The 26336-nt window shown below is 62.8% G+C and carries 31 protein-coding genes and 3 pseudogenes; 16 read left to right on the plus strand and 18 right to left on the minus strand.

The features are described 5' to 3' along the window. The 3 genes from FUT88_RS12570 to FUT88_RS12580 all read right to left on the minus strand — a co-directional run. On the minus strand, positions 1–682 hold a 682-nt coding region (locus tag FUT88_RS12570), incomplete at its 3' end, for a S1C family serine protease (RefSeq protein ID WP_147215579.1). A 17-nt stretch (positions 683–699) separates the two neighbouring features. Next, positions 700–1287 (minus strand): hypothetical protein, encoded by a 588-nt coding sequence (locus FUT88_RS12575; RefSeq protein ID WP_147215532.1) that lies wholly within the window; start codon positions 1285–1287, stop codon positions 700–702. A gap of 136 nt (positions 1288–1423) precedes the next feature. Continuing rightward, positions 1424–2032: a TetR/AcrR family transcriptional regulator gene (locus tag FUT88_RS12580; protein ID WP_147215533.1), complete on the minus strand. Its 609-nt coding sequence runs from the start codon at positions 2030–2032 to the stop codon at positions 1424–1426. Positions 2033–2136: 104 nt separating this feature from the next. Between FUT88_RS12580 and FUT88_RS26695 the strand changes: the two are divergent. Both FUT88_RS26695 and FUT88_RS26700 read left to right on the plus strand, forming a co-directional pair. After that, positions 2137–2688, plus strand: a pseudogene (locus FUT88_RS26695) (MFS transporter); the annotation flags it as partial. Positions 2689–2864: 176 nt separating this feature from the next. Then, a complete protein-coding gene (locus FUT88_RS26700; protein ID WP_261797133.1) occupies positions 2865–3602 on the plus strand; it encodes an MFS transporter in 738 nt (245 codons plus the stop codon). Between the two features lie 7 nt (positions 3603–3609). Here FUT88_RS26700 and FUT88_RS12590 read toward each other — a convergent pair whose 3' ends face one another. Beyond that, a complete protein-coding gene (locus tag FUT88_RS12590) occupies positions 3610–4209 on the minus strand; it encodes an undecaprenyl-diphosphatase (protein ID WP_147215535.1) in 600 nt (199 codons plus the stop codon). 241 nt (positions 4210–4450) lie between these two features. Between FUT88_RS12590 and FUT88_RS12595 the strand changes: the two genes are divergently transcribed. Next, complete coding sequence (locus FUT88_RS12595) at positions 4451–5818, plus strand: sensor domain-containing diguanylate cyclase (protein ID WP_147215536.1); 1368 nt, start codon at positions 4451–4453, stop codon at positions 5816–5818. Between the two features lie 357 nt (positions 5819–6175). Here the strand turns inward: FUT88_RS12595 and FUT88_RS12600 are convergent, their stop codons facing one another. After that, positions 6176–7093: a LysR family transcriptional regulator gene (locus tag FUT88_RS12600; protein WP_147215538.1), complete on the minus strand. Its 918-nt coding sequence runs from the start codon at positions 7091–7093 to the stop codon at positions 6176–6178. A 189-nt stretch (positions 7094–7282) separates the two neighbouring features. Between FUT88_RS12600 and FUT88_RS12605 the strand changes: the two are divergent. Beyond that, positions 7283–8031 (plus strand): annotated as a pseudogene (locus FUT88_RS12605) (SDR family oxidoreductase). Between the two features lie 93 nt (positions 8032–8124). Here FUT88_RS12605 and FUT88_RS12610 read toward each other — a convergent pair. Further along, on the minus strand, positions 8125–9495 hold the full coding sequence (locus FUT88_RS12610; RefSeq protein ID WP_147215540.1) for an APC family permease: 1371 nt from the start codon (positions 9493–9495) through the stop codon (positions 8125–8127). 164 nt (positions 9496–9659) lie between these two features. Beyond that, the gene (locus FUT88_RS12615; protein WP_147215542.1) at positions 9660–10478 is read right to left on the minus strand and encodes an OBAP family protein; all 819 of its coding nucleotides are present in this window, start codon (positions 10476–10478) and stop codon (positions 9660–9662) included. A 335-nt stretch (positions 10479–10813) separates the two neighbouring features. Between FUT88_RS12615 and FUT88_RS12620 the strand changes: the two genes are divergently transcribed. After that, the gene (locus FUT88_RS12620) at positions 10814–11299 is read left to right on the plus strand and encodes a DUF4142 domain-containing protein (protein WP_147215544.1); all 486 of its coding nucleotides are present in this window, start codon (positions 10814–10816) and stop codon (positions 11297–11299) included. Between the two features lie 164 nt (positions 11300–11463). Beyond that, the gene (locus tag FUT88_RS12625; protein ID WP_147215581.1) at positions 11464–12357 is read left to right on the plus strand and encodes an MBL fold metallo-hydrolase; all 894 of its coding nucleotides are present in this window, start codon (positions 11464–11466) and stop codon (positions 12355–12357) included. A 110-nt stretch (positions 12358–12467) separates the two neighbouring features. On the opposite strand, the gene lspA is transcribed toward FUT88_RS12625, so the two are convergent. Both lspA and FUT88_RS12635 read right to left on the minus strand, forming a co-directional pair. Then, positions 12468–12977 (minus strand): signal peptidase II, encoded by a 510-nt coding sequence (lspA, locus tag FUT88_RS12630; protein ID WP_147215546.1) that lies wholly within the window; start codon positions 12975–12977, stop codon positions 12468–12470. 314 nt (positions 12978–13291) lie between these two features. Continuing rightward, complete coding sequence (locus FUT88_RS12635; RefSeq protein WP_147215548.1) at positions 13292–13618, minus strand: EthD family reductase; 327 nt, start codon at positions 13616–13618, stop codon at positions 13292–13294. Positions 13619–13743: 125 nt separating this feature from the next. Here FUT88_RS12635 and FUT88_RS12640 point away from each other — a divergent pair, with 125 nt between their 5' ends. From FUT88_RS12640 to FUT88_RS12655, 4 genes are all read left to right on the plus strand, one after another. Further along, positions 13744–13980 carry a hypothetical protein gene (locus FUT88_RS12640; RefSeq protein WP_147215550.1) on the plus strand — a complete coding sequence of 79 codons (237 nt, stop codon included), beginning with the start codon at positions 13744–13746 and terminating at the stop codon, positions 13978–13980. 83 nt (positions 13981–14063) lie between these two features. Further along, positions 14064–14525, plus strand: a complete 462-nt coding sequence (locus FUT88_RS12645) for a MarR family winged helix-turn-helix transcriptional regulator (RefSeq protein WP_147215552.1) — start codon at positions 14064–14066, stop codon at positions 14523–14525. Positions 14526–14667: 142 nt separating this feature from the next. Next, positions 14668–15093: an organic hydroperoxide resistance protein gene (locus FUT88_RS12650; RefSeq protein ID WP_147215554.1), complete on the plus strand. Its 426-nt coding sequence runs from the start codon at positions 14668–14670 to the stop codon at positions 15091–15093. Positions 15094–15144: 51 nt separating this feature from the next. Continuing rightward, the gene (locus tag FUT88_RS12655) at positions 15145–16164 is read left to right on the plus strand and encodes an alpha/beta hydrolase (protein ID WP_147215556.1); all 1020 of its coding nucleotides are present in this window, start codon (positions 15145–15147) and stop codon (positions 16162–16164) included. A gap of 223 nt (positions 16165–16387) precedes the next feature. On the opposite strand, the gene FUT88_RS12660 is transcribed toward FUT88_RS12655, so the two are convergent. Then, entirely contained in the window at positions 16388–16681 is a 294-nt protein-coding gene (locus tag FUT88_RS12660; RefSeq protein WP_147215558.1) for a DUF1330 domain-containing protein, read from the minus strand. Between the two features lie 63 nt (positions 16682–16744). On the opposite strand from FUT88_RS12660, the gene FUT88_RS12665 reads away from it, so the two are divergent. Both FUT88_RS12665 and FUT88_RS12670 read left to right on the plus strand, forming a co-directional pair. Next, positions 16745–17221, plus strand: coding sequence for a MarR family winged helix-turn-helix transcriptional regulator (locus FUT88_RS12665; protein WP_147215560.1), 477 nt, complete (start codon positions 16745–16747; stop codon positions 17219–17221). Positions 17222–17531: 310 nt separating this feature from the next. Then, positions 17532–18401: a PASTA domain-containing protein gene (locus FUT88_RS12670; RefSeq protein WP_147215562.1), complete on the plus strand. Its 870-nt coding sequence runs from the start codon at positions 17532–17534 to the stop codon at positions 18399–18401. Positions 18402–18545: 144 nt separating this feature from the next. Here FUT88_RS12670 and FUT88_RS12675 read toward each other — a convergent pair whose 3' ends face one another. The 4 genes from FUT88_RS12675 to FUT88_RS12690 all read right to left on the minus strand — a co-directional run bounded on the left by FUT88_RS12675 (position 18546) and on the right by FUT88_RS12690 (position 20430). After that, positions 18546–19061, minus strand: a complete 516-nt coding sequence (locus tag FUT88_RS12675; RefSeq protein WP_147215564.1) for a DUF305 domain-containing protein — start codon at positions 19059–19061, stop codon at positions 18546–18548. Between the two features lie 152 nt (positions 19062–19213). Continuing rightward, positions 19214–19546: a carboxymuconolactone decarboxylase family protein gene (locus tag FUT88_RS12680; RefSeq protein WP_261797134.1), complete on the minus strand. Its 333-nt coding sequence runs from the start codon at positions 19544–19546 to the stop codon at positions 19214–19216. Positions 19547–19565: 19 nt separating this feature from the next. Then, complete coding sequence (locus FUT88_RS12685) at positions 19566–20120, minus strand: RNA polymerase sigma factor (protein WP_261797135.1); 555 nt, start codon at positions 20118–20120, stop codon at positions 19566–19568. Positions 20121–20124: 4 nt separating this feature from the next. After that, positions 20125–20430 (minus strand): YgaP-like transmembrane domain, encoded by a 306-nt coding sequence (locus tag FUT88_RS12690; RefSeq protein WP_261797138.1) that lies wholly within the window; start codon positions 20428–20430, stop codon positions 20125–20127. Between the two features lie 214 nt (positions 20431–20644). Between FUT88_RS12690 and FUT88_RS12695 the strand changes: the two genes are divergently transcribed. The 3 genes from FUT88_RS12695 (at position 20645) to FUT88_RS12705 (ending at position 23030) form a co-directional block, all read left to right on the plus strand. After that, entirely contained in the window at positions 20645–21898 is a 1254-nt protein-coding gene (locus FUT88_RS12695; RefSeq protein ID WP_147215568.1) for an Hsp70 family protein, read from the plus strand. 74 nt (positions 21899–21972) lie between these two features. Continuing rightward, positions 21973–22539, plus strand: a complete 567-nt coding sequence (locus tag FUT88_RS12700) for an NADPH-dependent FMN reductase (RefSeq protein WP_147215570.1) — start codon at positions 21973–21975, stop codon at positions 22537–22539. Between the two features lie 230 nt (positions 22540–22769). Beyond that, on the plus strand, positions 22770–23030 hold the full coding sequence (locus FUT88_RS12705; protein ID WP_147215572.1) for a hypothetical protein: 261 nt from the start codon (positions 22770–22772) through the stop codon (positions 23028–23030). A gap of 43 nt (positions 23031–23073) precedes the next feature. Here the strand turns inward: FUT88_RS12705 and FUT88_RS12710 are convergent, their stop codons facing one another. Continuing rightward, complete coding sequence (locus tag FUT88_RS12710; protein WP_261797136.1) at positions 23074–23265, minus strand: hypothetical protein; 192 nt, start codon at positions 23263–23265, stop codon at positions 23074–23076. Positions 23266–23343: 78 nt separating this feature from the next. Continuing rightward, entirely contained in the window at positions 23344–23628 is a 285-nt protein-coding gene (locus tag FUT88_RS12715) for a hypothetical protein (protein ID WP_147215574.1), read from the minus strand. Between the two features lie 483 nt (positions 23629–24111). On the opposite strand from FUT88_RS12715, the pseudogene FUT88_RS12720 reads away from it, so the two are divergent. Then, a pseudogene (locus FUT88_RS12720) lies at positions 24112–24212 on the plus strand (IS5/IS1182 family transposase); the annotation flags it as partial. Positions 24213–24249: 37 nt separating this feature from the next. On the opposite strand, the gene FUT88_RS12725 reads toward FUT88_RS12720, so the two are convergent. Then, entirely contained in the window at positions 24250–25206 is a 957-nt protein-coding gene (locus tag FUT88_RS12725; protein ID WP_261797137.1) for a fimbrial protein, read from the minus strand. Positions 25207–25702: 496 nt separating this feature from the next. Then, positions 25703–26071, minus strand: a complete 369-nt coding sequence (locus FUT88_RS12730; protein ID WP_147215577.1) for a hypothetical protein — start codon at positions 26069–26071, stop codon at positions 25703–25705. Positions 26072–26336 lie beyond the last annotated feature (265 nt).

The raw sequence follows: 26336 nt of genomic DNA on the forward strand, positions 1-26336 counted from the left end.
CGGAAGCCGTGTTCACCGACACCGCCGACGCCGCGGCCGCGCGCTCGGCCAGCGCCTTCTGCGCGCGGGCCGGCACATCGTTGATCCACTCGGCCGGCGCGGCAAAGTTCAGGTTCTGCCCGTAGACGGCAGACACCATGCGCGACGTGATGCCGACCAGCCGCGCATTGCTGTCGAACAGGCCGCCGCCGCTGGAGCCGTGCGAGATCGCCGCCGACGTCTGGATCGCGGTCAGCACCCCGTTGTCGTCATGCCGCAGCGACGAGATCAGCCCCTCGCTGATCGTCAGGTCAAACCCGAGCGGATTGCCGATCGCGTAGACCTTCTGCCCCGTCACCAGCATGCTGCTTGGGACGATGCTGACAGCGGGGTAGTGGAAATCGGCAATGCGCAGCTGGCACAGGTCGCGCTGCACGTCGGGATACAGCAGGCGCGCGCCAAAGCTGGCGTTGCCGCGCTTGAGCGTGACCTGCTTGCCGCCGCGCAGCACGTGGCAGTTGGTCACGGCCAGCCCGTCGCCGATCACCACGGCGCTTCCGAGGGCCAGCGGCTGGCCCTCGGCGTTGGACACGCGCACTTCCCAGATGCTGGGCGCGACCTTGGCGAACACTTCGGCCGGCTCCAACGCGGCCGCCGGCAACGCGGCCAATGCCGATGTGGCAGCCAGCAGCGCGCGGATCATGAAGGCAGTGCGGTGCGTCATTGCGGCGTCAGCAAATCGGAAAGGTCGCTGAGCGTGGTGGAGCCGTCTTCGGAACGCGTCTTGTCACGCATGAAGGCCACGTCTGCGTCGGTCAGGTCGGGGCAGCTGCCGGTGCCCCACGACGGATTGATGCGGTAACTGCGATAGCGCGCGTTGATGGCGTGCCACGAACGGCCGTCGTCGGACTCGGCCACGCCCGCGCGGCACACATGCGCGTTGGTCGGGTAGCTCGCCGTCATCTTGTACTGCTTGCCCGCCTGCGGCACGAACGTCACCGACACACCGCAGCGGTAGATGAGCGTGCCCGAGGTGCGGATGAAGCTCGCGCCCAGCGCGGTCGGCACACCGGCCAGCACACGGATCGGCCGCGTGGGGTCGGCCGGCTTGAGCGCGGTGCGCGGGTTGCCGCAATGCTTTGCGTCGTCAAACGCGAGGATGGTGGCGTTGGTGCTCGCCAGCGGGCGGACAAAATCCACCGTGGCGGTCTTGGCGCCGGCAGGCGGCTCCGTATAAGGCGCTGCGCAGCCGGTCAGCCACAGCGCGCCTCCGATTCCGATGGCCGCAGCAATCGTTCGGCTCGTCATACCCTTTTTCCCCCGGGAGTCTTTTGTTTGGTGTCTTTGTGCGACTGCGCACAAGTGTAACCAAAGGTGGCGCCCGGGGAACGCCGGTGCGACGTGCCGACGTTGCTCGCACGCGTCGCTTGCCGAGGGGCTTCGCTCAGGCCAGCGCAGCGTCGATACGCGCCTGCGTGCTGCGGCGCGCGCGCTCGAACACCGCCATGTCGCCCATCAGAAACGCCACGTTGGCATTGGAGCGAAACGATTCGATCTCGAAGACGAGCTGATCGACATCGACATCGGCGCGCAATTCACCGGCCGCCTTTGCCGCGGTGATCGTCTCGCGAAACCGGGCGCGCACCGACTCGCGATGCCCGCGCACGCGGTCCTGAATCGGGCCCGGCCGGGCGCGGTATTCGTAGCTGGCCGCGCAGACAAAGCAGCCGCCTGGCGATGCACCGCTGGCCACGTAGTCGAACCAGCCATCGGTCAGCGCACGCAGGCGGGCAAGCGGGCTTTCCAGCGCCAGCGCGGGCTCCACCACCATTGCCCGGTAATGCACCACGCCCGCATCCAGCGTGGCGAGCTGCAGCGTTTCCTTGTCGCCGAAAAGCACCTGGATATTGCCCTTGCCCACGCCGGCGTCGGTGGCCACGCGGCCGATGGTGAGGCCCTCCAGCCCGTCGGTGGACGCGATGGCGGTGGCGTGCTCGAGCACCTGGGCGCGCGCACGTTCGCCGCGCTGGCGCCGGCCGTCGGTTTCGTTCATGGCAAAGCCCTATCGATGAGTGGGGTCAACACAATCGGCCCTTGACGTGGGCCAATCGCTCTCTAGTATACGTACGACCGTATATTAATAACCGAGATCCCTCTATGTCAACGGAATCCCTTTCTGCCGGCGGCGTTGCCGTGCCCGCCAAACGGCACTGGCCAGCGCTGGCGGCGCTGCTGACCGGCAACTTCGTCACCATTCTCGACCTGTTCATCGTCAATGTGGCGATCCCGGACATCCGCGCCGGCCTGCATGCCAGTTTTGCCGAAATCCAGCTCGTGATGGTCGGCTACAGCGCGGCGTATGCGGTGTTCCTGCTCAACGGCGCCCGCCTGGGCGACCTGTTCGGGCGCAAGCGGATGTTTCTTGCCGGCATGGCGCTGTTCACGCTCGCCTCTGCGCTGTGCGGGCTGGCGACCACTCCCTGGATGCTGATTGCCATGCGTGTCGGCCAGGGCCTGGGCGCGGCCATTCTGATGCCGCAGGTGATGGCCTCGCTGCGCGTGCTGTTTGACGGCGATGCACGGCGCCGGGCGTTCGGCACCATGGGCGCCGTGCAGGGCGTGGCGGCGTCGGTCTCGCAGATCATCGGCGGCTGGCTGATTGCGCATCCGCTGGCGGCCGGCGTGTCGGGCTGGCGCGCGGTGTTCCTGGTGAACGTGCCGATCGGCATTGCGGCGCTGCTGGCGGCCCGCGCCTTTGTGGCCGAATCGCGTGCGCCGGTGGCCGCGCGGCTGGACGTGCATGGCGCCGTGGCCGGCGCGGTGGCGCTGGCGATGCTGCTGGTGCCGATCATGCAGGGGCGTGAGTCCGGCTGGCCGTGGTGGTCGTGGGTGTTGCCGCTCGCCTCGTTGCTGGTGTTCCGCCACTTTGTGCGGGTGGAGCAGGCGCTCTCGGCGGCGGCCGCGTCCCGATCATCGAAATGGCGCTGTTCCGCAACCGCAGCTTCGTGCTGGGCGTGCTGGCGATCTTCCTGTTCTACACGGCCATCAGCTCGTACTTCCTTGCACTGACGATCCTGCTGCAGTTCGGGCGCGGCCTGTCGGCGTTGGCCGCGGGGCTGGTGTTCACGCCGGCCGCCATGGCGTTCTTTACCGGCTCACTGACGGCGCCCCGCCTGGCTGAACGCATCGGGCAGCGCGCGCTGCTGCTCGGCGTGGCGATCTTCGCTGTGGGCATGGTCGTGCTGGCCACCATGGCGCAGGTCGGCGCGGACACCGCCTGGCTGATCCTGCCGCTGATGCTCAACGGCTTTGGGCAGGGCATGGTGATTCCGCTGTCGCTCAACACCATCCTGAGCGGCGTGGAAACCGCCCAGGCCGGCATGGGCGCCGGTACGGTCACGACCATGCAGGCCGTCGGCAACGCGGTGGGCGTGACGGTGGTGGGCGTGCTGCTGTTCTCGCTGCTTGGTCAGGTGGATGGGGCGGATGGTGCCGTAGCGGCGGACGCGGCCGCCCACGCCGCGCACTACGGCCACGCGTTCGCGCTGGCCACGCTTTACAACGTGGGGGCGACGGTGCTCTCGTTCGTGCTGTTCTGGCGCGCGTGGCGCCGTCACGCCTGAGCCTCGCTTACTTGCGCACCCAGCCGCGCCGCACGCAGGGCGCCAGCAGCACGCCATGCAACGCCAGCCCCAGGCGATGCAGCGGCTCCGACAGCGTATGCGCCACGCGCCCGCTGCACAGCCAGGCGGAGAAAGCCGACACGGCCGCCGCGCCCAGCATGTCGAACGGATAGTGCACGCCCAAGTAGATGCGCGCCCAGGCCATCGGCAACCCCAGCAGCGCCAGCAACACGCCCCCGCGCCGCAGGCGGGCGTTCCACATCAGGCTGAATGCCACCGTCCACAACGCGGTCAGGTGGTCACTGGGGAACGACGAATCGGGCGCGTGCGGCAGCAGATTGGTGCCCAGCGCAATCGCAAACGGCCTCGGGTGATACCACGCCAGGCCGAAGCCCACGTTGATCGACAGCGCCAATGCAGCAGCCACGCCGGTCTGCAAGGCCTGGCGCCGCGTGGCCGGCTCGCCCCATAGCCAGCCGGCCACGAGCGTCAGTGGCACCAGCCAGATCGCGTATTCGGCAAAGGCCATCGCCAGCCAGACGGTGGTGGTCGAAGCGTCGGCCGGCGCGTTGATCCAGAGAAACAGCGTGTGATTGAGTGATTCCATACAGCGTTGGCCCAGGGCCCGGTTGATTCAATTGCAGCGATGCCCGGCCCACACTACGGAAGATTCCCTTCAATTGCCTTGGAGCGCCTGTCGATAAGCTGGGGCCATCCGCCTCAGGCCCGTCGTAACGATATTCCCAATCACTGCCTAGGCTTTTCCCGCCGACTGACGCTGCCTATGATGTAGGCACACCGACACACGAGCAGGTCGGATGGTCGCAATCTCAAACCCCGGGGGGTGGATGGAAAGTTTTCTGATTCAGCGGGCCACACGCCGGCAAGCCATGTTTGCCGGCGCAATTGCGCTGCTGATCCTGTTGACGCTGGCCGTGGCCGCCCCACGCGCAGGCCTGCAATGGCCGGCGATCAACCCGTTCATGCCGATGTGCGCCTTGACGGTGTTCACCACGGCCGGCATCGCGGCGTTTCTGCTGGGCGCGCAGTTCACTGTCACGCGGCAGCCGATGTTGGGCGCACTCGGCGGTGCCTATGCCTTTACCGCGTTGGCCGTCGCGCTGCAGTTGCTGACGTTCCCGGGCGTGTTCTCGCCCACGGGGCTGTTTGGCGCCCGCCCCACCAGTGCGGCATGGATGTGGGTGTTCTGGCACGGCGGCTTTCCGCTGTTCGTGATCCTGGCGGTGCTCCTGCGCGATCGGCTCTCGCGCGATGCCGTTGCTGCGGGGCGCGTGCGCCTGTGGGCCTGGCTGCTGATCGGCGGGCCGGTAGCGGTGGGAGCGCTGCTGGGTAGCTTTGTCGTGTTGACCACCCTGCCGCCGCCACTGCACGCCAGCAATGGCGACAACCCCGTCGCGGTCGTCCTGTGGGCCGTCAACGCCATTGCCGTGCTCACCGTGGTGGCCAGCGGCCGCCTGCGCGGGGTGCTCGACGTGTGGCTGGCCATTGCCGCGCTGGCCTGCCTGACCGACACCACCCTCAACCTGCTGAGCACCGACCGCTTTACGGTGGGCTGGTACGTCGCGCGCCTGTTCAGCATGTTCGCGCCCGGCGTACTGGTCTGCGTGCTGGTATGGGAAGTGACCGCGCTGTACCGGCGGCTGTTCGAGGCGCATGTCTCGCTGCGGCAGGCGTCCATGCGGGATGCGCTGACCGGCCTGTACAACCGCACCTACTTCAACGAGCAGATCGACAGCCACATCAGCGCCGCCCAACGCAGCGGCCAGCCGCTTTCGCTGGTGATGGTCGATGTCGACCACTTCAAGCGCTACAACGACGCCTTCGGCCACCTCAAGGGCGATGCCTGCCTGGCAGCCGTGGCGCACGCGCTGGCCGGCGTGGTGCACCGTCCAGCCGATTTCATTGCGCGCTACGGCGGCGAGGAATTCATCGTCGTCCTGCCCGACACCGATGCAAGCGAAGCGCAGGCCCTTGCCGAGCGCGCGCGTGACGCCGTGCTGCGCCTGCGCATCGAAGCCACCGCACCGTCGCGCTACGTGACCGTCAGCGCGGGCTGCGCCACGTCCGTGCCGGGCAACGGCGCCTTCTCCATCGACACGCTGGTCGAGACGGCCGACGCCGCGTTGTATCGCGCCAAGGCGGGCGGACGCAATCTGGTGATAAGCGCACACCCTCTGCCGGCCGCGCTCACGTAACGCACCTCAAACGAACAGGGCACTCCGGAGCGTTTGCCCTGCCCGTCTTGACTGTCTTCTCTATTTCTTCTGTATATAAAAATAGTAGTAGTAGATAACGGTGGATCGTTTCTGTGGACAGCTGCGGAAAACGCTTTCGCGTCAACGGTTTGCGAACTGCACAACCCATCGGACAGCGTGTGCCGATGCGTGGATGACTCGTGCAGAGCGCGCTCCACCCTCTCGGCAACCACCCAAGTTATTCCCGTGCTGTGGACAACCTGACCCCGGACAGCCAACACAGTTGTCCCTGAAGTTCTTCACGTGCTTATCCACATATCCACATGTCCACAGTGGTAATCGGGACCATGCGCGCGATTACCGCTTCGGCGCCCACGCAAGCCGCGCCGGGAACGCCTCCACCAGCCAGTCAATGAAGACTCGCAGCCGATGCGTGACATGGCGCGTCTGCGGATAGACGACGTGAAACGGATAGGGCGCCGGGCGCCACGGCTTGAGGATCTCCACCAGCGTGCCGTCGTTGATTGGCGCTTGCGCCGCATAACCAAAGGTCTGCACGATGCCCAGACCCGCGAGACATGCGGCCAGATGCGCATTGCTTTCGTTCACGCCGATGCGGTGCTCGACCTTGATTTCGGTCTTTTCGCCATCGCGCTCGAAGCGAAACGGAACCGCCCGCCCCGTCTGGCTGAAGACGTAGCTCACCAGCCGGTGGCCGTTCTTCAGTTCATCGGGGTAGGCCGGCGTGCCGTATTGCTTGAGGTATCCGGGCGTGGCGCACGTGATCAGGGGCGCATCGCCGAGGTGGCGTGCGACCAGGGACGCGCTGTCCAGCGGGCCGCCCCGAATCACGCAGTCGACGTTGTCCGCGATCAGATCCACCGAGCGGTCTGATACGCCCAGGTCGATCCTGATCTCGGGATAGCGCGCAGCAAACTCGGGCAACAGAGGGATCAGCACGTCGCACGCAGTCGACCCGCCGACATCGATGCGCAACGACCCGCGCGGCCGCCCGCGGGCGACGCTGAACGACGCATCGATGTCTTCCAGGTCGCGCAGGATTCGCGTGCTCTTGGCGTAGTAGTCCTCGCCTTCGGGCGTGACCGTCACGCGCCGCGTCGTCCGCTGCAGCAGGCGCACGCCCAAATGGGCCTCCAGCTCCTGCACCTGCTTGCTGACGGTGGCGATGGGCATGTCGAGCGAATCGGCCGCCCGCGTAAAGCTGCCCGCTTCCACCACCCGCGCAAAAGAGCGCATTGCCAGGAGTTGATCCATTCAAATGTCCGCACAGATTATCCACAACTGTGGATAGTAATTCTATTTGCAGCGCTTTTTCGAAAAGTTTGCTGCCCCTAAAGTGCCTCCATGCCCAACGCGACGGGGCCACGCAAAGCGAAGCAAGGCATGAAAGAACCCGCCGCAAGGTCATTCATCCCAACCTGAAATCACGACATGGAGCACATCATGAGCAAGCAACTGGAAGGCAAGATCGCACTGGTCACCGGCGGCAGCAGCGGCATCGGCCTTGGCGCCGCCAAGGAACTCGCAGCCCAGGGCGCGCGGGTATTCATCACCGGGCGCGCCAAGCGGAACTGGATGCCGCCGTCGCAGAGATCGGCGCGGGCGCCACCGCATTGCGGGCCGATGCATCCGTGCTGTCCGACCTCGACGCCGTCTATGCCCAGATCGCCAAGGTGGCCGGCAAGCTGGACATCCTGTTCGCCAATGCCGGCGGCGGCGACATGATGCCGCTGGGCGGCATCACCGAAGAACATTTCGACCGGATTTTCGGCACCAACGTGCGCGGCGTGCTGTTCACGGTGCAGAAGGCGCTGCCGCTGCTGACCGACGGCGCGTCGATCATCCTCACGTCGTCCACGGTGTCCGTTCAAGGCACGGCCAACTTCAGCGTCTATAGCGCCAGCAAGGCGGCGGTGCGCAACTTCGCCCGCTCGTGGGTGATGGATCTGAAGGATCGCGGTATCCGCGTGAACGTGGTGAGCCCGGGCCCCATTCGCACGCCCGGCCTTGGCGGCCTGGCCTCGGATGAAACGCGCCAGGGCTTGTTCGACTTCCTCGCCGCGCAGGTGCCGCTGGGCCGCCTGGGCGAGCCGGCCGAAGTGGGTAAGGCCGTCGCGTTTCTTGCGTCGGACGCCGCCAGCTTTATCAACGGCATCGAGTTGTTCGTGGATGGGGGGATGGCGCAGGTTTGAGAAGCGGTAGCCGGAAGCGCCGGCGCGACCTGACAGCATCCGACGCGCCAGTTTGGCGTCGGGTGCTTGGCGAGCGGGTGTTGTCGCGCCGGCTCACGCCGAACGCGCCAGCCAGATCTTCTTGCGGTTCAGCAGCAGCGGAATGACACCGATGGCGATGCCGCCCATGCCCACGACGTTGGTGACCCAATCGAAGGTCGGGATGCTGTAGAGCGCGATGAAGAAAAGGAAGAGCCCGCTTGCCACCGGCCAGATGACATGCGTGATGGCCACCCACGGCCCCTGCGTGAGCACCTTCCGGTAGTACCAGCCGCAGGCCAACCCGGTGAGCCCTAGGTAGAAGCAGATCTGGAAACCGATGGCGGTAATTGAATCCTGCAGGATGACGTTGATTGTCGGCAGGTAAGACGACACGAACAGCAGCACAAGCCCCGTCAGCCAGATGAAGAAGATGGCGATGTGGGGCGTACGCCAGACCGGATGCAGACGTGCATAGCGCGCGTGGAGTGCGCCGTCGCGGCTCTTGGCAAACAGCGTGCGCGTGAACTGCAGCATCTGCGTTTCGACCGTGCCCACCGTGCTGAGCAACACCGCGACGATCGCGACGTAGCCCCACGTCGGTCCAAACAGCTTCTCGGCAATGGCGAAGATGATGTTCGTGTTGTAGTGCTGGATCTCGGCATCGGACAGGCCAAGCTGCGTGATGACGATGAAGACGAGGAAGAACGCCATCAGGAACACCATCGACCAGAACGCGGCACGGCCTGGCGTGCGGTTGGCGTCGCGCGTCTCTTCGCTGAGGTTCATCGTCACGTCCCAGCCGTAAAAGAAGAAGATCGCCACCAGCGCGCCGTTGGCGAACATCTTGGGCGTGAAGGCGAACGGCCAGAACCAGACCCACGAGAACGGATGCGCGGGCGCACGCGGAAACACGATGAAACTCGCGACGATGACCGCGAGCAGGATGACGCCCTCGACAATCGTCATCAGCACCTGCACGTAGCTGGTCAGTTTGATGCCCTTGACGACCACCACGCTGACAAACGTGAGCCATGCCGCCGCAATGAGCGTCACGTAGTGCACGTTGTTCATCATGGGCCGGTTAAAGATCAGCAGCGTGGCATTTGCCGCCGGAATCATGGCCGACACCATGAACACGCAGCACAGCACCAGCAGTGCCCAGCCGGCCAGGAAGCCCAGCGCCCGCCCGAATACCATGCTCACCCACGAATACGACGTGCCGGCACTCGCCATGGCGCGGTTCATGTTGATGAACGCGTACGCGATGCCAAACATGATCAGCCCGCACACCAGGATGCTCGCCGGCGACTGCGTGCCAGCCGTGCCGATGATGGTGGATGTCGTGATTTCGATGCTGTACGCCGGGGCAGTGCCGGCGATGCCCATGATCACCGATTCGACGATGCCCAGGGAATCGGCATTGAGCTTGGCTGGTTGGTCCATGGGTGCGCGACTCCCGGTTGGGATTGGGCGACGATAGCGCGATTTTTACCCTGCGCCGGATGTGCAGGCAATAGGGGCGTCTCTGGGGCGAGTCAGGGCCTGGGGCGGCGCAGGATTGGGCGGCCTACGTAGCCGATCTCCCCGCGCCGCAGGCGGCGCGGTGCCTATGGAGTCCGCTTCTGGTTTGCCCGGGCGTTCACATCCGGCGCCTTGGCCCCGGCGCCCGCGGTGGCGGACTCGTGAGCGTGCTGGCTTCCCGTGGGATCAGCAATTTGAAACGCGTTGCCCCGCTGCCAACCATTGGCTGCAGGATTGACCGGCGGCGCGGGAATATCCGCACGGTCCTTCTTCCGCTCGGCACTGTCGATGCCAATGCGCTTGTCTCGCTCGGCAACCATCGCTGCATTCGCCTGGCCCTCCCCCGTGAAACCCATCATCAATTGAGGAACGCCGAGCGGCAGTTGTTTGTCGAGATCGGTATGCCACGTGTGCCATGTCTTGCCATATGTGCCGACCAGTTTCTTCATCAGTTCTTTTTCTGCCGGCTCGGGAATCCCAGGCGCGACGAGCTGCCCGGATTTCACCTCCCAGACGTGGCTGTGCCACAAGGCTTTCTCTGCGGGAGGCAGCGTGGCGAACAGCTTTGCGCTGATGATGTATTCCACGCCCATCAACTTCGCATTCTTGACGTTGCCGTCGTAGATGGTGCATTGGGTGACATCCTCGTTGAGGATCGCGCAGTAGTGATGCGCCTCCATCTGCACGTTCGGCCGGCCGTTATAGAAATGGAAGCCGTCCAAGTAGGCGTTGATGGCCTCGATGGGCGGCCTGTCCTGCAGCGCAGCCGCGCCTGCTTCCAGGACTTTCGTCTTTGAAGACTCGGCTTGCCCCGGCGCGCGGACATTCGATTGGGTATCGCTCTCACGATGACAACCGCTGACACCGAGCGCGGCAACGGCACAGACAAGGAGGACGTATCGCATGGCTTGCCCCGGGAAGCATGTTGGATGCCCCCGGATCGCAAGACTTGCGCCCACGGGCACGGTGGGTGTACCCGCTCAGGCATGCTGCACGTGCGTCTGCTCACATTAGCGATTGCACCCCTCTTTTGATTGCCAGGCATGTCCGATGCTGTGGAAACGACGACCCTCTCCAGATGACGCGCAAGGCGGCCATGCTGGCGAGTCTCCAACGCAACCCAAGGGGTTCGACCATGGCGTAAGGTAGCAGCGGTGTCCGTTTCAAAGCCAAGAACGACATAAGGAACACAGCGTTGCGGCGATGGATTTCTCTTGCCGTGTGCGCAGGTGCCCTGGCCATGTCGGGTTGCCGCCTGATGCAAATGGACGCGCAAGTCGCCCCGAGCGATCAGCAGTTCATGCTGACGGCCGCGAGTGTCGGCACCGCTGAAGTGGACCTCGGCAAGCTGGCGGCGGAACGCGGCGGCTCGGCTGATGTTCGCGCGTTCGGGCAGCACATGGTTGAGCAGCACACCCGCATCAATGCCGAACTTACCGCGCTTGCGGATGAGAAGAAGGTCCGCCTGCTGAAGGCGATGGACCCGGCCAACCGCACGCTGTACGACGAGCTGTCTCACATGTCGGGCGCGGCGTTCGACCGCCAATACGTGATTGCGCAAGTGCATATCCATACGATGGGCAACGCGCTGTACCAAAGCGAGGCGCAGAACGGCGAGGACCCTGGCGTGAAGGCGTTCGCCGCACGCGGCGTGTCCATCGGGGTGAACCATCTCCAACACGCAACGGATCTGTTGCGCACGCTGCCGTCAACCTCTGCCGAATGACGCAACGCGGACCGTCAAGGCAATCCGCCGCATAGTCGTCGTCGGCGGCGCAGTGGCCGCCAAGCCATGACGATGAATGTTCTCGCTCGCCCCCCCGTGCGAGCAACGATGCCGTGCGCAAAGGTGCCAGAGCGGTAGACCCCACGCCTCACCGGAGCACAACGATGAAGGTGCATCACCTCAATTGCATTTCGAGCTGCCCGCTATGCGGTGCGCTCTTCGATGGCCATCCCAACTCGCTGGTGCGCCGCGGCCGGCTGGTGTGCCACTGCCTGCTGGTCGAGACACCCGCGGGTCTGGTCCTCGTCGATACCGGCTTTGGCCTGCGTGATGTCGCGCATCCACATTCACGTCTGAGCCGCTTCTTCCTGACGATGCTCAAGCCCGAATTCCGAGAGGAAATGACCGCCATCCGGCAAATCGAGCGGCTCGGCTTCAGCGCGGCCGACATTCGCCACATCGTGATGACGCATCTCGACTTCGACCATGCAGGCGGCCTCGATGATTTTCCGCACGCCGCCGTCCATATGCTTGCCGCCGAGCGCGACTATGCATTGATGCAGAAGACGTGGCTCGACAGGCAACGCTTCCGTCCGCAGCAGTGGTCGTATCAACAGCGTTGGCGCATGCATTCGCCGCAGGACGGAGAGCGCTGGAAAGGCTTCGACTGCGTGTCTCCAATACCCGAGGTGAACGACGAGATTGCCCTGATTCCGCTGCGCGGACACACCTACGGGCATGCCGGTATCGCCGTTCGCGGCGAAAGCGACTGGCTGCTTCTGGCAGGCGATGCGTACTTCCATACGCACGAAATGGATCTCGATCCCTATTGCACGCCTGGCCTGCGCTTCTATCAATGGATGCTTGAGAAAGACCGTGCGGCACGGCTCGACAACCAGAAGCGGCTGCGCGATCTTTGCGCCCGCCACAGATCGGGGCTCACTGTGTTCTGCAGCCACGATGTCGATGAATTCGAACGTCTGTCGGGTCGTTCGGCCGCTGTTCCGGCGGAACACATGAACGTCGTGCCGCAGGCGTCCCTACAAAACGATCGCTAATGGAGGTGCGTGGGCCGCGCTGATGGCGCGGAGTTGGAGCACTGTCCGTTCCGCGCGCCAGCCGCATCGATCGTGCTCGCGGCCGGCGAGGTGCCGAGAGCCTTCATTCCTCAACCCGTCGAAGCCCCAGGCAACGTGGGGCCGCGCTTTGCGCCACGGAACAGAAGGAGCGCCACGCCGAGCATGATTCCCACATCTGCGACGTTGAATACACCGGTTCGCAACTGCCCGACGCCGATGTTCAGAAAATCGAAAACCCGGCCGTCGTAGACACAACGATCGAACAGGTTGCTGAGCCCTCCGCCCAGAATGCAGGCTGCCGCAATGACGTCCGTGCGGCCGAGCCTGGGCGAGCGCAGCACCCACACGAACAGGCCGACCAGAATTGCCAGAACGCCATAGACGAAGACGACATTGCGCGTCGCGTCCGACATTCCTGCGCCGAGGCTGAGGAACGCACCGTGGTTATAGGTAGGTAGAACCAGAAGGCTTCCGGAAAGCAATGACACGACTTCGCCGGGCGTCAGTATTTGCTTGAACAGAGCCTTCGTCGCCTGATCGATGACGATCCAGGCGAGCGCGCCAAGCAGCGCAGTGGAAACGCGTTGTTTCGTCGTCATGCGAGAGGTCGTCATCTGTAGGCGGGCCCCCATTCTAGGCCGCAGAGCGCACGCTGGAAGGCAAACGCGAGCTGACGCCGATGCAACATCAGCATGCCGTCTGACAAAAAAAGAGCCCCGGCCGGGACGGGTGGCCGGGGCTAGCTAGGACTGCATGGACGACTAGGGAGAGGGAGGAACCTCCCCTTAAGTTGCCAGGGGCGGAGTCTATGGAAGGGGTCTTGCCGAGGCAACTCAACAATTCTCAGCGGGGATGGGCCCCTTCCCGGGAACGCGTCAGTCCATTGTGATTGGTTGCAGCGCAGTCAAAGCGCTCAACGATCCGACCGCTCAACCACGACCTCGCTCAACTGAAGCACCGGTGCGATGTCGGTGTAGTTGGCGATGTCACCCAGGATCTCGGCGCCGTGTTCTTTCATGGCGGCCTGGAAGCCCTCGGCCGAATCGCAGATCAGGGCGCACATCGCAACGAAGGCGGGCGGCGTACCTGGCGCGCCGCCAGCCAGACCTTTTTCGACGGTGTAGTACGCGCAGGCATTGCCCAGCTTCGCCTTCACCATCGGCATGTGCTGGTCGCGGTAGTAGTCGTGGTCGAAGCGCGCGCCTTCGGTGTAGGGGTACATCACGGTCACTTTGATCATGTGGTCCTCCTTGTCGTCATCAGAGGCTGGAAGGATAGCGTGATACGGTCCGGGCCTCATCACAGGCGTTCGACCGACAATGGCCGCCATCGCCTACGACCATCCCGTTCGCAAAAGGAGTCCGCATGCCAGTTCACAAAGGCCCTACGTTCGACGGTCGAGATGTCTATATCGACTATCCCTTTGAGGAGGTGATGTTCCGATGGGAGCATCAGGCAAGGAAGATTTACGTTTGCTTCTATGGGGAGCGCGAATCCTCAGAACCCGTGCCGCATGACAGCCGCCTCTTTAACGATGCGCTGCGGTACGGGGACGAAATTGATCGTCTGCAGTACGAGCGGATAGCGCGCGGCGGCAAGTAAGGTTTGGCTCCCACCGCCCCCTGAACAACCCATCTAAAAAAATTAGCTTGCAATTCAATAGCGCGCTATATATATTCCCCTCCATGAACACACGCAAGCCTTCCCCCGCACGCCGCGACCTGGCCCTGGACGAGCAGCTCTGCTTTGCGCTGTACTCGACCATGATCGGGATTAACAAAGCGTATCGGCCGCTGCTCAAGGCTCTGGACCTGACGTACTCGCAGTACCTCGTCATGCTGGTGTTGTGGGAGCAAGACAGCCAGACGGTGTCGCAGATCGGCGAGCGGCTGTTCCTCGACTCCGCCACGCTCACTCCGCTGCTGAAGCGGCTGGAGGCATCGGGGCTGATCGAGCGGCAGCGCTCGGCCGAGGACGAACGACGGGTGATCATCTCGCTCACGGCGGCCGGCAAGGCGCTGGAGAAGCGGGCCGAGAAAGTGCCGGCATGCATGGCTACGGCCATGGAGTGTGCGCCCGGCGAGCTGGAAGAACTGCGCACACAGTTGAATGCATTGCGAGGACGGCTCTTCAAGAACGCCGCCTGAGCACACACGTATCGCCGACGGGCGCCTGATCGCGCTCGTTTTTTTAAACTGATTAAGTAGCGCGCTATTTAATCGTAAGCAACTCGGCATCAGCCTCGACAGCCGATGCCTGCACCACCACCCCTCTCATAGGAGAACCACCATGTCGATCGAAAACATCCTCTACCGTGCCAATGCTCGTGCCACCGGCGGCCGCGATGGCCGCGCCACCACTGACGATGGCCGGCTCGACGTCCGCCTGACCACGCCCACCGAACTGGGCGGTGCCGGCGGCGAAGGCACCAACCCCGAGCAGCTGTTTGCCGCTGGCTACAGCGCTTGTTTCCTCGGCGCAATCAAGTTTGTGGGCGCGCGCGACAAGATCCGCGTGCCGGCGGATGTGTCCGTGCAGGGCAGCGTCGGCATCGGCGTCATTCCGAACGGCTTTGGCATTGAAGTCGACCTGAAGATCAGTCTGCCCGGCATGGACCCGGCCGAAGCGCAAACGCTCATCGACCGCGCCCACATCGTCTGCCCCTATTCGAACGCGACGCGCGGAAACATCGACGTACGCCTGAGCCTGATCTAAGCCGTACGCCCTTCCCCAACATTCCCACGACAACCCATTAGAGGCCCAGCCATGAACCGCATGACCAAATTTGCCGCCGGCACCCTGCTCTCCGTGGCAGCAAGCGTTGCCCTTGCTGCGGGCAGCCCAGGCGTGGAGCGCAACACCCAGGCATTCCTCGATGCCCTGGCCGCCGGCGGTGGACAGCCGCTGGAAACACTGTCGCCCGCCGATGCCCGCGCCGTGCTGGTGAGCGCACAAGCCGCGGCAAAGGTGTCGCTGCCGCCCGCCGACGTCAGCCAGAAAACCATCACCGTGGATGGCAAGCCGATCAGCCTGACCATCGTGCGCCCGGCCGGCGCGAAAGGCACGTTGCCTGGCTTCATCTTCGTTCACGGCGGGGGCTGGGTGCTGGGCGACTTCCCCACGCACGAGCGCTTTGTGCGCGACCTGGTGGCCGACTCCGGCGCCGTCGCCGTCTTCGTCAACTACACGCCCTCGCCCGAAGCGCGGTATCCGGTGGCGATCAACCAGATCTACGCCGCCACAAAGTGGGTGGCAGAAAACGGTGCGCAGATCGGCGTAGACGGCAAGCGGCTGGCGATTGCCGGCAACAGCGTGGGCGGCAACATGGCGGCCGTGGTGGCCCTGATGGCAAAGGCGCACGGGACGCCCGCACTGCGCACGCAAGTCCTGTTCTGGCCGGTCACGAATGCCAGCTTCGAGAACGCTTCGTACGACGAATTTGCGCAGGGGCACTTCCTGACCAAGCCGATGATGCAGTGGTTCTGGAACGCCTACACGACCGACCCGGCGCAGCGTCAGGAGATCTACGCATCGCCGCTGCTGGCCACGCCCGCTCAGCTGAAGGGGCTGCCGCCTGCGCTGGTGATTACCGCCGAGAAGGATGTCTTGCGCGATGAAGGCGAAGCGTATGCACGCAAGCTCGACGCCGCGGGTGTGGATGTGACCGCCACGCGCTACAACGGCATGATCCACGACTTCGGCTTGCTCAATGCGCTGGCCGGCGTGCCGGCAACCCGTGCAGCGCTGCATCAAGCCAGCGAAGAGCTGAAGGCGCGGTTGAAGTAATCGGGTGGGCGGGTTGGTTCACCGCCTTCGCCGCCTTCACGGTTCACTGGTCACCCAGCGATGCGCCCGCCCGTGCCTTGTGCACGTGGTGGGCGTATTGCGTTGTGTTTCCGTGTCCCCTTGTTGCGTTGCCGACCGACGAGGCCCAGCTTGGGCGTCATCTGCAATGGCTTGCATGTTTCGAGCGTACCGAGAACGTGCGCTCCTGACCGGAAGCGGTCGATCACGACGGCGTTTCGACGATGAACATCCGCGCTTGCTGGGCTTCCTGCCGCTCGGCCTTGATCGGCGCATAGGTCTCGGAATTGTAGAAAGCCAGCGCTTGCGCCAGCGTCGGAAACTCGAACACACCAGCCATCGGCAACGGATCTTCATCCCCCTCCAGAACCCGCGCGACAGGGCCGAAATGCAGGATTCGCCCACCCGCGTCTTGCAGCGCAGCCTGAAAGCGCGGAGCAAGCACCGCCTGCTTGGCTGCGTCGATGATGCGTAGATTGACGTGTACGTATGCTGGCATTGTGGCTCCTAAATAATGCATATACAGTATTGATGCCAGGTGCGATTGTCAAACGGAGTAGACATGAAGGGTTTTGATCCAGAAGCTTTGAAGAACGTGGCAGCGGAGTGTCCGGGCTTCCAGGCACGCGCAACGGCGCGCGCGCTCACGCGTTACTACAACGCCTGTTTCAAGCCGCTCGGGCTCACGGCGGAGCAGTTCAGCCTCTTGGTTGGAATCGGTGAAGCCGAGGGCACGACGCTGGTCGAGCTGGCGGATAAGGCGGGGGTCGACCCCACGACCCTCAGCCGATCTGTCCAGAATCTGGAAAGCCGGGATTTGCTCCAGGCCACCGGCGGACGCGGCCGGGCTGGAAAGCAGTTGGCGCTCACGACATCTGGGCGTCGGCTTGTGGCGGATGCGCTCCCGGTGTGGAGTGCGGCCAAAGCAGAACTTGCCGCTCAGATGGGCGATAAAGCGCTTCGTTCAGCAAGGCAGGCAATGGCGAAACTGGCCAATGCTGCAGAAAACAGCAGCCCTATCGGCGTGTGCAGCGCATAGAGGACATTGCGAAGGCTTGTCGGAGCTTGGAGCCTCCGATGCCTTTGTCCATCGGCAAGCATCGAGAAGATGCGCTCGCGAGCGATTAAACGCAGGCTGCAGGCGATGTACCAGTCGATCTATCTTGACTAGAATCCGGAGCGCAGAATCCGCGCCATGCTGGTGTAGAAGCAACGCCGATGTGTTTCCGCTTCTTAATATTCGCCGCCGCAGTCGCTCGATGCAGCGACTCCGTTCCCGCAACACCGGCCACCGCCGTGACGCGTCACGTCTGGAAAGCCTCTTCAACTGCCGCTCGTCATTCCCTCGTATGCAGCCTCGTAATCCCTTCTCCGCCTTCACAAGCACCATCGCCTCAAACGTCCTGCATGGCACGGCGCTGACGCTCGGTCTCGCGCTCACGTTGCAGGCCGCCGCGCAAACGAGCGTGCCAGCGCTTCGGGTCGTGTCTGAGTTGAAAGACATTCGCATGAAGGCCGTTGCCAACCTGCCCAAGGCCGGTGGCGACGCCAGTGACCGCGACAGTTGCCCACAACTTGTCATCAAGCCAAAGTCGCCGGCCGCGAAACAGGTGGCCGCGCAAGGCTGGGCGGTAATGGCCGATGTACCGCTTGGCGCCTTTCGCGCTGTCAGCTTTGCTGGCCAGATGCAGGCTGCGACCAGCGGCACGTGCAACGTCACGCAAGGCAACGTAGCGGTGTTTCAGAACGACAAGCTGGTCGCGCTGGCCTACGGCAAATCAGCCGAAGACACCGCAATTGGCGCACTGACCCCGCTGGAAGGCGGCGCCGTGCGCGTGTGGGATGGCGACATTTCTCCCCTGCCCGTCGGCGACCTGCGCGTGGACAGCGATGGCACGCTGCGCCTGAGCAAGGTGGCCGACGAGGATGCCGTCTGCCAGGGTCGCGCCAACGTGCCGAACGTCTACAACATGCCGATCGACAAAGCGCGCAAGGCGCTCGCCGACAAGGGCTGGAAGCCTGTGAAGGGTGGCGCCAGCCCTGAGCCTCGTCAGGCTGCGCTGGTCAAGCGCGGCATCGGCGAGGCCAACTCCTGCGCCGGCACGGGCCTGGCCTATTGCGATTTCAACTACGTTGGCCCCGCAGGCAAGCTGACCGTGACCACCGTCGGCGAGGACGCTCTCCCACGCGTGGCGGGGTATGACGTCCGGTGCCGCTGACTGCGGATCACGGCAACCCTTGTCTGGAGCAGAACGTACTGAAAGGGATGTGAAAAAAGCCCGCGAGCCAAGAGGCAACGCGGGCTTTTTCTTGGCATCGAAGCGCTATCGACGAAAAACCACCGCCGATAACTTGGCAACCAATCATTCCGGCTTGGGCGGCGGGTCACCGCGCTTGCGGTAACTCGGGATATCCGGCGAACCGGCAGGCGGCGGGTTCTGCTTCAGATCTGCGATGAGCGCGTTCATCTCACCAATCTCCTTCACCTGCGCCCGAATGATGCCGTCCGCCAGCTTGCGTACGCGCGGGTCTTTAATGTGCGCGCGCTCACTGGTCATGATGGCGATGGAGTGGTGAGGAATCATCGCCTGCATGTACGACACATCCCCAACCGTCTGCTGGCTCCGCACGAGCCACAGCGCGCCGCAGAACACGACCGCACTCCCAAGCAGGATCGCGACGTTCACGGCGGCCTTGGCGTACATGCCCCACATGAACACGAGCATGATGGCGCTCATTGCCGCCCCCATGATCAGCGCCATCCACATGCGAGTCTGACTGAATAGAACGTGCTCGATCTCGTAGGTGTTCAAGTACATCAGACCGAACATGACGACCGTGGACACCACGATCATTGCTCCGAAACGGGCGTAGCTCATCTGTTGCCCCCGCGCGTTGAACGAGTTGGCGGGGCGCGGTCATTGGCCCCGGACCATGCAGGCGCAGCATGCGGTATGCCTGTCGGAAGCATGAGTTGGGCAGCGCACGGAGCTATGGGATAGCCCACCGCCGTCATGCGGGCAAACGCCTCTTATGCCTCCTCAAACAGGCGGAGCGCCATCAGGCCATGTCCCATTGTTGCGCCAGCCCGAACCGCTGCTGCAATTGAAATCAACTCTGCAAGTTCTTCAGCAGTAGCGCCGGCCTTTTTGGCTGCCTTCGTATGGACATCAAGGCAGTACGAACACTGCGTCGTCAGCGCAACGGCGAGCGAGATGAACTCCCTGACCTTGGGCGGAATGAGACCATCAGCGCGCTTCGCGGCATGATCGAAGGCCATAAAAGCGTTGCCCTCTTCCTTCGCAAGGGCAAGAAGCTTTGGAATGTTCTGGAAGTCCTTGGGCGACTGGTATTCATTCATCATTGATGGCTGCCGTTTTCAATTACCGTTCATTTTCCGAATCCATTGCCGAATTCCAGTATCCGCTTGCGACAAGCTTCTCGCGCACCATGGACCGGGCACGATGCAGTCGGCTCTTGACGGCTTCAACGGTCACCCCTAGCTCGGCCGCCACCTCCGGCGCCGTCAGTCCATCAACATCGCGCAAGATGAGAACCTCGCGATAGTTCTTTGGAAGCGTCTGGATTGCGTTGGTGAGATCCGTTCGCAGATCTCTTGGGATCATCGGTGCCTGAACAGCATCCAAATTGGCCTCGTACAAGGGAATGGACCCTTTTCCCCTGGTAAAGAATCGGTAGCATTCCCTTTCGACGACACGGAATAGCCAGCTCGCAAAGGCCGCCGCCGTACGTAGCGCGCCAATTTTTCGAGACACCCGCCATAAAGCGATCTGCACGGCGTCTTCAGCGTCCTCGCTATTGGTGCACGTTCGTCTCGCAAACCGCTTTAGATCGGGCTGACACACTGCCAGCAGTCGAGAGATTGCAGCCTCGTTACCGGCGCAAGCCGCCTCAATCAGCTCATCAGACGCACGCATCATTTCAGTTCTTTATTGGCGTTCTTCCAACAAGCGCACAGGCCGGACAAAAGCCGAACATTGCTGTGCCCGCAAGAATTGCTGCGGCCGCGTAGCCGGCAATCATGCCCCACGGCGTCGTCGCCCACGTTGCTGTAGCGGCGGCTGTGCAGAGCCCAAGGGAAGCGCGAATCAATCGCTCCGGGGTGGGCAGATTCCGCTTGAGATAGAACATAGGGACACATCCTCCTGTTGTGCTGGTGACGGCTTCATAGAGGCACAGCCAGCGCAAAAGGATTCTTTTTTTCCAGATATTTCGGGACTGGCGCACCAAGGACCGCCCCTGGGCACCTCTCGCCATCGCCTCTGACAGTGATCGCGTGTGTGCCCGACTCTCAGCAGCCGCGTGTTGCCCGTGAACAGCGTGCGCCGTGAGGGGATGTGTCGCACAAAGCCACTACAATAGCGCCCCTTTCGCAGGTGCGCCCGCTCTGATATCCCGTGCGGGCGCATGCCTCCCGCTGCACTCCAGAAGCCACAATCCTATGATGTCAAACGCCTGCGGCGTCGATTTCGGCACGTCCAACTCCACCGTCGGCTGGCTGAGACCGGACGCCCCCACCCTGCTGCCGCTCGAAGACGGCAAGGCAACGCTGCCTTCCGTCATCTTCTTTCACGCCGAAGACCCGACGGTCAGCTACGGCCGTGCCGCGCTGGCCGACTATCTTGCCGGCTACGAGGGCCGCCTGATGCGCTCGCTCAAGAGCCTGCTCGGCACGTCGATGATGGACGACAGCACCGAGGTCATGGGCCAGGCCATGCCGTTCCGCAAGCTGCTGGCGCATTTCATTGGCGAACTCAAGCGGCGTGCCGAGCGCGCCGCCGGCCATGAATTCCGCCGCGCCGTGCTGGGCCGCCCGGTGTTCTTCATCGACGAAGACCCCAAGGCCGACCAGCTTGCCGAAGACACGCTGGCGGACATCGCGCGCGACGCCGGCTTTGACGAGATCGCCTTCCAGTACGAGCCCATCGCCGCCGCGTTCGACTACGAGGCCGGCATCAGCGGTGAAGAACTGGTGCTGGTGGCCGACATTGGCGGCGGCACGTCGGACTTCTCCCTCGTGCGCCTGTCGCCCGACCGTGCGAAACGCCTTGACCGCCGCGAAGACATCCTCGCCAACGGCGGCGTGCACATCGGCGGCACCGACTTCGACCGCGCCTTGAGCTTGGCCAGCGTGATGCCGCTGCTGGGCCTGAACAGCACGCTACGCAACGGCAAGGCCATGCCGTCCGGCCAGTATTTCGACCTGGCGAGCTGGCACACCATCAACCACGTGTACACGCGCAAGGCATGGACGGTGGTGATGGACAACTACCGGGATGCCGCCGACACCGAAAAACTCGACCGCCTCATCCGCCTGATCCGCGAGCGCGCCGGCCACTGGCTGGCGATCCAGGTGGAAGCCGCGAAGATCGCGCTGTCGGACGCTCCGGTGGCGGAGATCGACTTGCACCGCATCGCACCCGAGTTGAAGCAGCCCGTCACGCGCGAGGATTTCGACCAGTCGATTGGGAAGCTGGTCGGCAAGACGGTCTCGACGGTGCAGGCCATGCTGAAGACGGCGGGCGTGGCAGCGGAAGCGGTCGATACCATTCTCTTTGCCGGCGGGTCCAGCGGGGTGCCGTTGCTGCGCGAGCAACTGGCGCAAGTGCTGCCGGCGGCGCGACGCGTGGAGGGCGACCTGTTCGGCGGGATCGGTTCTGGCCTGGCGCGCGATGCGGCGCGCAAGTTTGGCTGACGGGCGGCGGGACGATTCGAGCGTATCGAACCAGATCGCCCAGGCGCGGCAGGATGTCTCTAAAGGAAAACCAGATGAAGCTCCTAACCATCTCCGGCAGTGCGCGCCGCGATTCCGTCAACACGGCGCTACTGCTCGGCTTGAAAGACGTTGCCCCTGAGGGCGTTGAGCTATCGGTATTCCATCGCCTCGACACCTTGCCGGTCTTTTCCCCTGACCTGGAAGGGCCACAGACACCCGCCGCAGTGCTGGAATTCCTGACACTCGTGTCCGGATGCGACGGCATCATTATTGCCAGCCCCGAATACGTTCGCGCGATTCCGGGAGGGCTCAAGAACGTCATCGATTGGATGGTCTCGCGATTCGAAGTCATCGGGAAACCCATTGCGCTCGCACATGCATCTCATCGTGGCGACGACATGCTCACATCGCTCCGGCTGGTGCTGTCCACCGTCAGCGATCAGTTTCTCGAAGACGTATTTCTGCGCATCCCGTTGATCGGAAAAACGCCAGACGAAATCAAAACCCTGCTGAAGCTGCCAGAACGGCAGTCCGAAATGCGCGCATTTCTGTCGGCTTTCGTGGCTGCGATTCGCTCTCGGCAGACAGCTTCAACAGCCAACGCCCAACTGCCACTCTGACCAGCTCAGGCATTCCCGCCCGTCACGGGAATGCGTCAACCTCTTGTTATTGGCTGTAGCCCCCCCTCGCCAATGCAATGCCCGGCAGGCGCATCTCGGTTGCCGGATCGTTCCTTGCGTGTGTATGTCACGTGGAAGATGACGTGATTGCACATTGCGCATTCTTCCATGGTCATCGGCGCTGAATGCTGCAATGCTAGCGCACAGAAATAACGCACACCGGAGGCAACATGACACGCACCACCGACTACCGTGGCTTTCAGATTCATGTGGAGCTTGTTCAGACCTCTGAGGACATGTTCGACCTGTGGTTCCGGATCGAAGGGCCCATGGAGCCTGCGGGCGTGGCCGCCCTGGGCAAACGGATCAAGGCCCATGGAGGTCCGTTTTCACGGCGATGGGCGCACTTGGTGGGGGAGGTGGCCGGGCGCGCCGCTGTAGACGTCATTCTTGGCCCTGAGGACATCCCCCCGGCGACGCAGGAATGGTGAGCGCGCTGGTGGCTTACCAAGCGCAGATGACTTGGATGCCGATTTAACAGGCCCGTCCAGCCTGAAGGGTGGTCAGAACAGCAGGGGTCAGTTGCAGCGATTCGGCAACGATGGTCTGCTGCGCAGTCTGCGCTGCATGGAAATTGAAGATGAAGTCTGCAGACTGATCGTGAACCTCATAAGTTAGGCAGATCGAGTACTGCATTCGAACCATGCGCGCGCGGGTGCCCAGCATCGCTGGGCTGCTTGTTCAGACGATGGCGCCTGAAGACGCGCCCGGGCAGACGTTCCGATTTCGGCCTCACAGACCCCGCTACTCGCCCGCCATGGACTGGCCAGGCACGAGCCCATCGATGATTTCCTCGGCGCCATGCGTGGCCGCACGCTTTGCAGCGCCTACGTTGTCCCATGGCTCGCCTCTCAGGCGAAAGACGCGGGAACGCTCGTCGTCCATCGTCTCACCTTCACGGCAGATGACGACCGAGACGCTGTACGCACGGTCGGGGCGTTTTTCGTGCCACTCACGTGGCGGGTTGAAGGGGTAAATCAGGGGGTAAATCGCGAACCCTTTGTAGAAGGATGTCGGGTAGGTATCCATGGCGGATCTCCCATAAGAAAAGCGAGCAGGCCGGGACCACTGGACGTGGTGCTCTGACAGCAAGACGAGAATGCCCCGGGGGCAGGTGAAATGCGGGCCGTGCCGGAAAACCAGCGCGGAAAGGCAGCGTGAATGACTGGATCGAGGTGGGACGTCGGCGACGCGTCGATCAGAGGCGAGGCAAATTTCTCTTATGCCGGGGCTGGTGATGGCCCCGCTGGAATCCGTACCCCACTCTACTCCGATATCGGATCATGGGTCTGGGTATTTCTTGGCGCGCTCCGCGTCACATTGCGCGCTGTGATGCTGTGGGTTGCTTGGTCAACACTGCAGTTCGTTCATCCGTAGAACTGTCGCCCTTACCGCGCCCCATCTGCGCGGCATTCCCGCCCATCACGGGAATACATCAACCTGTTGTTATTGGCTGTAGCCGCGCCGCTCTATGGAGGTTAGAGCGGGAAGCAAGATGGCGTCTCCTCCTGCAAGTTGTGCATTCGTTTCGACCGCTCTCTTGATACTCATCTCGCTTCCTCACTCTGGCTTGCGCCGTCATCTGCGGGCGACTCGTCGATCAAATTTGTTAACGGCCCTTACAGTCGATCGCATCCGCGCCGCCGCTCATCACTGATACTCCATCAGCACCGACATGGCGCCATTCACAGTGCCAGGCGTGACGTTGGCTTCGGTCTGAACGTAGGACACCCGCATCGGGATCGAGAAGGAGCCGCCTGTGGCCTTGTTGTAATCGTCGACCTGGATCGACTTATCAAATACAGCGGGGATGCCTGCGGTGTCGGTCACCTTGATCTTCACGCCCTTTGCGGTTGAATCTGAGGAAAGCGGCAATACGCCCGGTGATTTCTCAATGGCGTCGCCCACCGGCTTGAGCCTGTAGAGAACCTTGTTGTATCCCTTGGGGCAGCTGTTGATCTGAATCTGGAAGCTACGCTCGCCGGCTGTCGTTCCGATGCCCGTCAAGCTTCTCGCCCGCGTGGATGGCAACTCTACCGTTTGACTTGGCACTGAGCACGTTCCTTCGATCACGGTCAGACTCGTTTTAAGTTTGACGTAGTTCCGGTTTTCCTCTGTTCCTGTCATTGTTTTTGTAAAAAACCAGAACGTCGTCACTCCAGGGGCTGTTGCATTACCAAACCATGGGGAACCGTAATTATTCCTTATCAACTGAAATTCGACCGGCGACGAAAACGTGATTGGCGACCCACCTTCCATTCTCGTCTGAGGTTTTCCATTGACAATGATCTGCATATTAAGGCCTTTGAGTTCTGAGAGAACGGCCGGCCCTGTGACATTGCCCCACCCCTCATCCACGAGCCACTTGGTGAAGGGCAGAAAATATGTTAGCCGGCACGACGCCTCGCCACATAACGTTTGAGGCGTCACATATGCCCTTGCCACAACGGTATCAGCGGGAGTATTTCTTGGCAGAGAAAGCAAAGCAGGAAAAGGAATAATTGGTTTGTCAAGCCAAGCCAAAGCCGGTGTTGCCGCAATCAAAATCAGAGCGGCCAATATTGTGCGTCCTATCCCGCGCATGGTTTTTCCGTCCAGTCGTTTCATCGTCATTAAGTTGTCTCGAAGCGTATCCGCTGCACAGCGCTACGCAGAATCCTGCGATAACGGCTGGGCACATGCGGGTTGATTCTCTATGTTGGGCAATGGTGGCGGCATCAGATCAATCTTAAAAACCGGAAATGCCCGGTGACCCGTCTTGCCTGTTAGATAGCGCTGCGTGCGCAGCGATGCGGAATGAATGTTTTTAATTCTAGGAGTACGTGTTCACGAACGGAAATTGCCGATCAACAACATGGCGGTGGCACATTGCTATTACGAGAAGTTCGCAACATTGTTGAACCGATTTTGTGGAGTCGTGGGTACTGGGACCCCGAGTACAAGAACTGGGGGATATTCGACCAGTCTCGGGAAATTGTGCTTGAAGAATTAGATAGGCTGGAACGCCAATAGCGCCGCTGTGACGGCGGGCGGGCGAATCACCTGGGGATGTTCCTGAAAACCCTGGCATTCCCGCCCGTCACGGGAATGCGTCAGTCTATTGTTATTGGCTGTAGCCACGCCGCTCGATGGCGGCTAGTACGTCCCACGTCTGCGGATCGACATCGCGGCCCCCGAGCGACATCGATACGTAGGCATCAATCGCATCCACAAAGCCTTTGATGAAGACCGGCGGGAACGCGTGTGCGGACAGATGTTGAAGCTGTTCGCGCAGCATGCCCGGGCGGCACTGGCCGTGGGTGCGCATGGCGGCGCGTGTGCGCTTGAGATACGCCTGCGCTGCGATTGCGCCGTTCAGGTAGGTACGGTTTTTGGTGAGCGCGGCTGCGTCGGACGACGTGGGCGCTGGCCTCGGTGGTGGTGCTGGTGGAGATGGGTACGACGCTGGTCGCGTCTCGTCTGCAATAGGCATAGGAGCCTCCGTGAGTATTGATTGGAGGTCCGCCTTCTCGTCGCCAGACGAAGGTGGCGGGCCTGACGGCGGGGCTGGCGAACCGGTACTCACGGCAACCGGCAGACCCGAAGGTCTCCCCACCCGGCCCGCCATAGGAGGCATGCGCGAGTGTGCGCGAGCGTATCCGCCAAGCGGACGCTCGTTGTGAGTATGTCGAATCGCCAGACCCGACTGCCGTTGGTGCGGCAGCGGGATGGATTATAGCGATGAGGCCTTCGGCGAA

It is taken from the genome of Ralstonia sp. TCR112, assembly GCF_007997035.1.
GTDB classification, from domain to species: Bacteria; Pseudomonadota; Gammaproteobacteria; order Burkholderiales; family Burkholderiaceae; genus Ralstonia; species Ralstonia edaphi.

What these genes read in the sequence shown, in the direction of transcription:
- FUT88_RS12710 (WP_261797136.1), bottom strand. Translation starts at nt 23,265, where the DNA reads ATGCTGGGCACCCGCGCGCGCATGGTTCGAATGCAGTACTCGATCTGC.
- FUT88_RS12700 (WP_147215570.1), top strand. Translation starts at nt 21,973, where the DNA reads ATGAAGCTCCTAACCATCTCCGGCAGTGCGCGCCGCGATTCCGTCAAC.
- FUT88_RS12650 (WP_147215554.1), top strand. Translation starts at nt 14,668, where the DNA reads ATGTCGATCGAAAACATCCTCTACCGTGCCAATGCTCGTGCCACCGGC.
- FUT88_RS12725 (WP_261797137.1), bottom strand. Translation starts at nt 25,206, where the DNA reads ATGAAACGACTGGACGGAAAAACCATGCGCGGGATAGGACGCACAATA.
- FUT88_RS12625 (WP_147215581.1), top strand. Translation starts at nt 11,464, where the DNA reads ATGAAGGTGCATCACCTCAATTGCATTTCGAGCTGCCCGCTATGCGGT.
- FUT88_RS12715 (WP_147215574.1), bottom strand. Translation starts at nt 23,628, where the DNA reads ATGGATACCTACCCGACATCCTTCTACAAAGGGTTCGCGATTTACCCC.
- FUT88_RS12730 (WP_147215577.1), bottom strand. Translation starts at nt 26,071, where the DNA reads ATGCCTATTGCAGACGAGACGCGACCAGCGTCGTACCCATCTCCACCA.
- FUT88_RS12680 (WP_261797134.1), bottom strand. Translation starts at nt 19,546, where the DNA reads ATGATGAATGAATACCAGTCGCCCAAGGACTTCCAGAACATTCCAAAG.
- FUT88_RS12635 (WP_147215548.1), bottom strand. Translation starts at nt 13,618, where the DNA reads ATGATCAAAGTGACCGTGATGTACCCCTACACCGAAGGCGCGCGCTTC.
- FUT88_RS12620 (WP_147215544.1), top strand. Translation starts at nt 10,814, where the DNA reads ATGTCGGGTTGCCGCCTGATGCAAATGGACGCGCAAGTCGCCCCGAGC.
- FUT88_RS12705 (WP_147215572.1), top strand. Translation starts at nt 22,770, where the DNA reads ATGACACGCACCACCGACTACCGTGGCTTTCAGATTCATGTGGAGCTT.
- FUT88_RS12645 (WP_147215552.1), top strand. Translation starts at nt 14,064, where the DNA reads ATGAACACACGCAAGCCTTCCCCCGCACGCCGCGACCTGGCCCTGGAC.
- FUT88_RS12600 (WP_147215538.1), bottom strand. Translation starts at nt 7,093, where the DNA reads ATGGATCAACTCCTGGCAATGCGCTCTTTTGCGCGGGTGGTGGAAGCG.
- FUT88_RS12595 (WP_147215536.1), top strand. Translation starts at nt 4,451, where the DNA reads ATGGAAAGTTTTCTGATTCAGCGGGCCACACGCCGGCAAGCCATGTTT.
- FUT88_RS12660 (WP_147215558.1), bottom strand. Translation starts at nt 16,681, where the DNA reads ATGCCAGCATACGTACACGTCAATCTACGCATCATCGACGCAGCCAAG.
- lspA (WP_147215546.1), bottom strand. Translation starts at nt 12,977, where the DNA reads ATGACGACGAAACAACGCGTTTCCACTGCGCTGCTTGGCGCGCTCGCC.
- FUT88_RS12675 (WP_147215564.1), bottom strand. Translation starts at nt 19,061, where the DNA reads ATGAGCTACGCCCGTTTCGGAGCAATGATCGTGGTGTCCACGGTCGTC.
- FUT88_RS12655 (WP_147215556.1), top strand. Translation starts at nt 15,145, where the DNA reads ATGAACCGCATGACCAAATTTGCCGCCGGCACCCTGCTCTCCGTGGCA.
- FUT88_RS12590 (WP_147215535.1), bottom strand. Translation starts at nt 4,209, where the DNA reads ATGGAATCACTCAATCACACGCTGTTTCTCTGGATCAACGCGCCGGCC.
- FUT88_RS12610 (WP_147215540.1), bottom strand. Translation starts at nt 9,495, where the DNA reads ATGGACCAACCAGCCAAGCTCAATGCCGATTCCCTGGGCATCGTCGAA.
- FUT88_RS12580 (WP_147215533.1), bottom strand. Translation starts at nt 2,032, where the DNA reads ATGAACGAAACCGACGGCCGGCGCCAGCGCGGCGAACGTGCGCGCGCC.
- FUT88_RS12575 (WP_147215532.1), bottom strand. Translation starts at nt 1,287, where the DNA reads ATGACGAGCCGAACGATTGCTGCGGCCATCGGAATCGGAGGCGCGCTG.
- FUT88_RS12695 (WP_147215568.1), top strand. Translation starts at nt 20,645, where the DNA reads ATGATGTCAAACGCCTGCGGCGTCGATTTCGGCACGTCCAACTCCACC.
- FUT88_RS12640 (WP_147215550.1), top strand. Translation starts at nt 13,744, where the DNA reads ATGCCAGTTCACAAAGGCCCTACGTTCGACGGTCGAGATGTCTATATC.
- FUT88_RS12665 (WP_147215560.1), top strand. Translation starts at nt 16,745, where the DNA reads ATGAAGGGTTTTGATCCAGAAGCTTTGAAGAACGTGGCAGCGGAGTGT.
- FUT88_RS12685 (WP_261797135.1), bottom strand. Translation starts at nt 20,120, where the DNA reads ATGCGTGCGTCTGATGAGCTGATTGAGGCGGCTTGCGCCGGTAACGAG.
- FUT88_RS12670 (WP_147215562.1), top strand. Translation starts at nt 17,532, where the DNA reads ATGCAGCCTCGTAATCCCTTCTCCGCCTTCACAAGCACCATCGCCTCA.
- FUT88_RS12615 (WP_147215542.1), bottom strand. Translation starts at nt 10,478, where the DNA reads ATGCGATACGTCCTCCTTGTCTGTGCCGTTGCCGCGCTCGGTGTCAGC.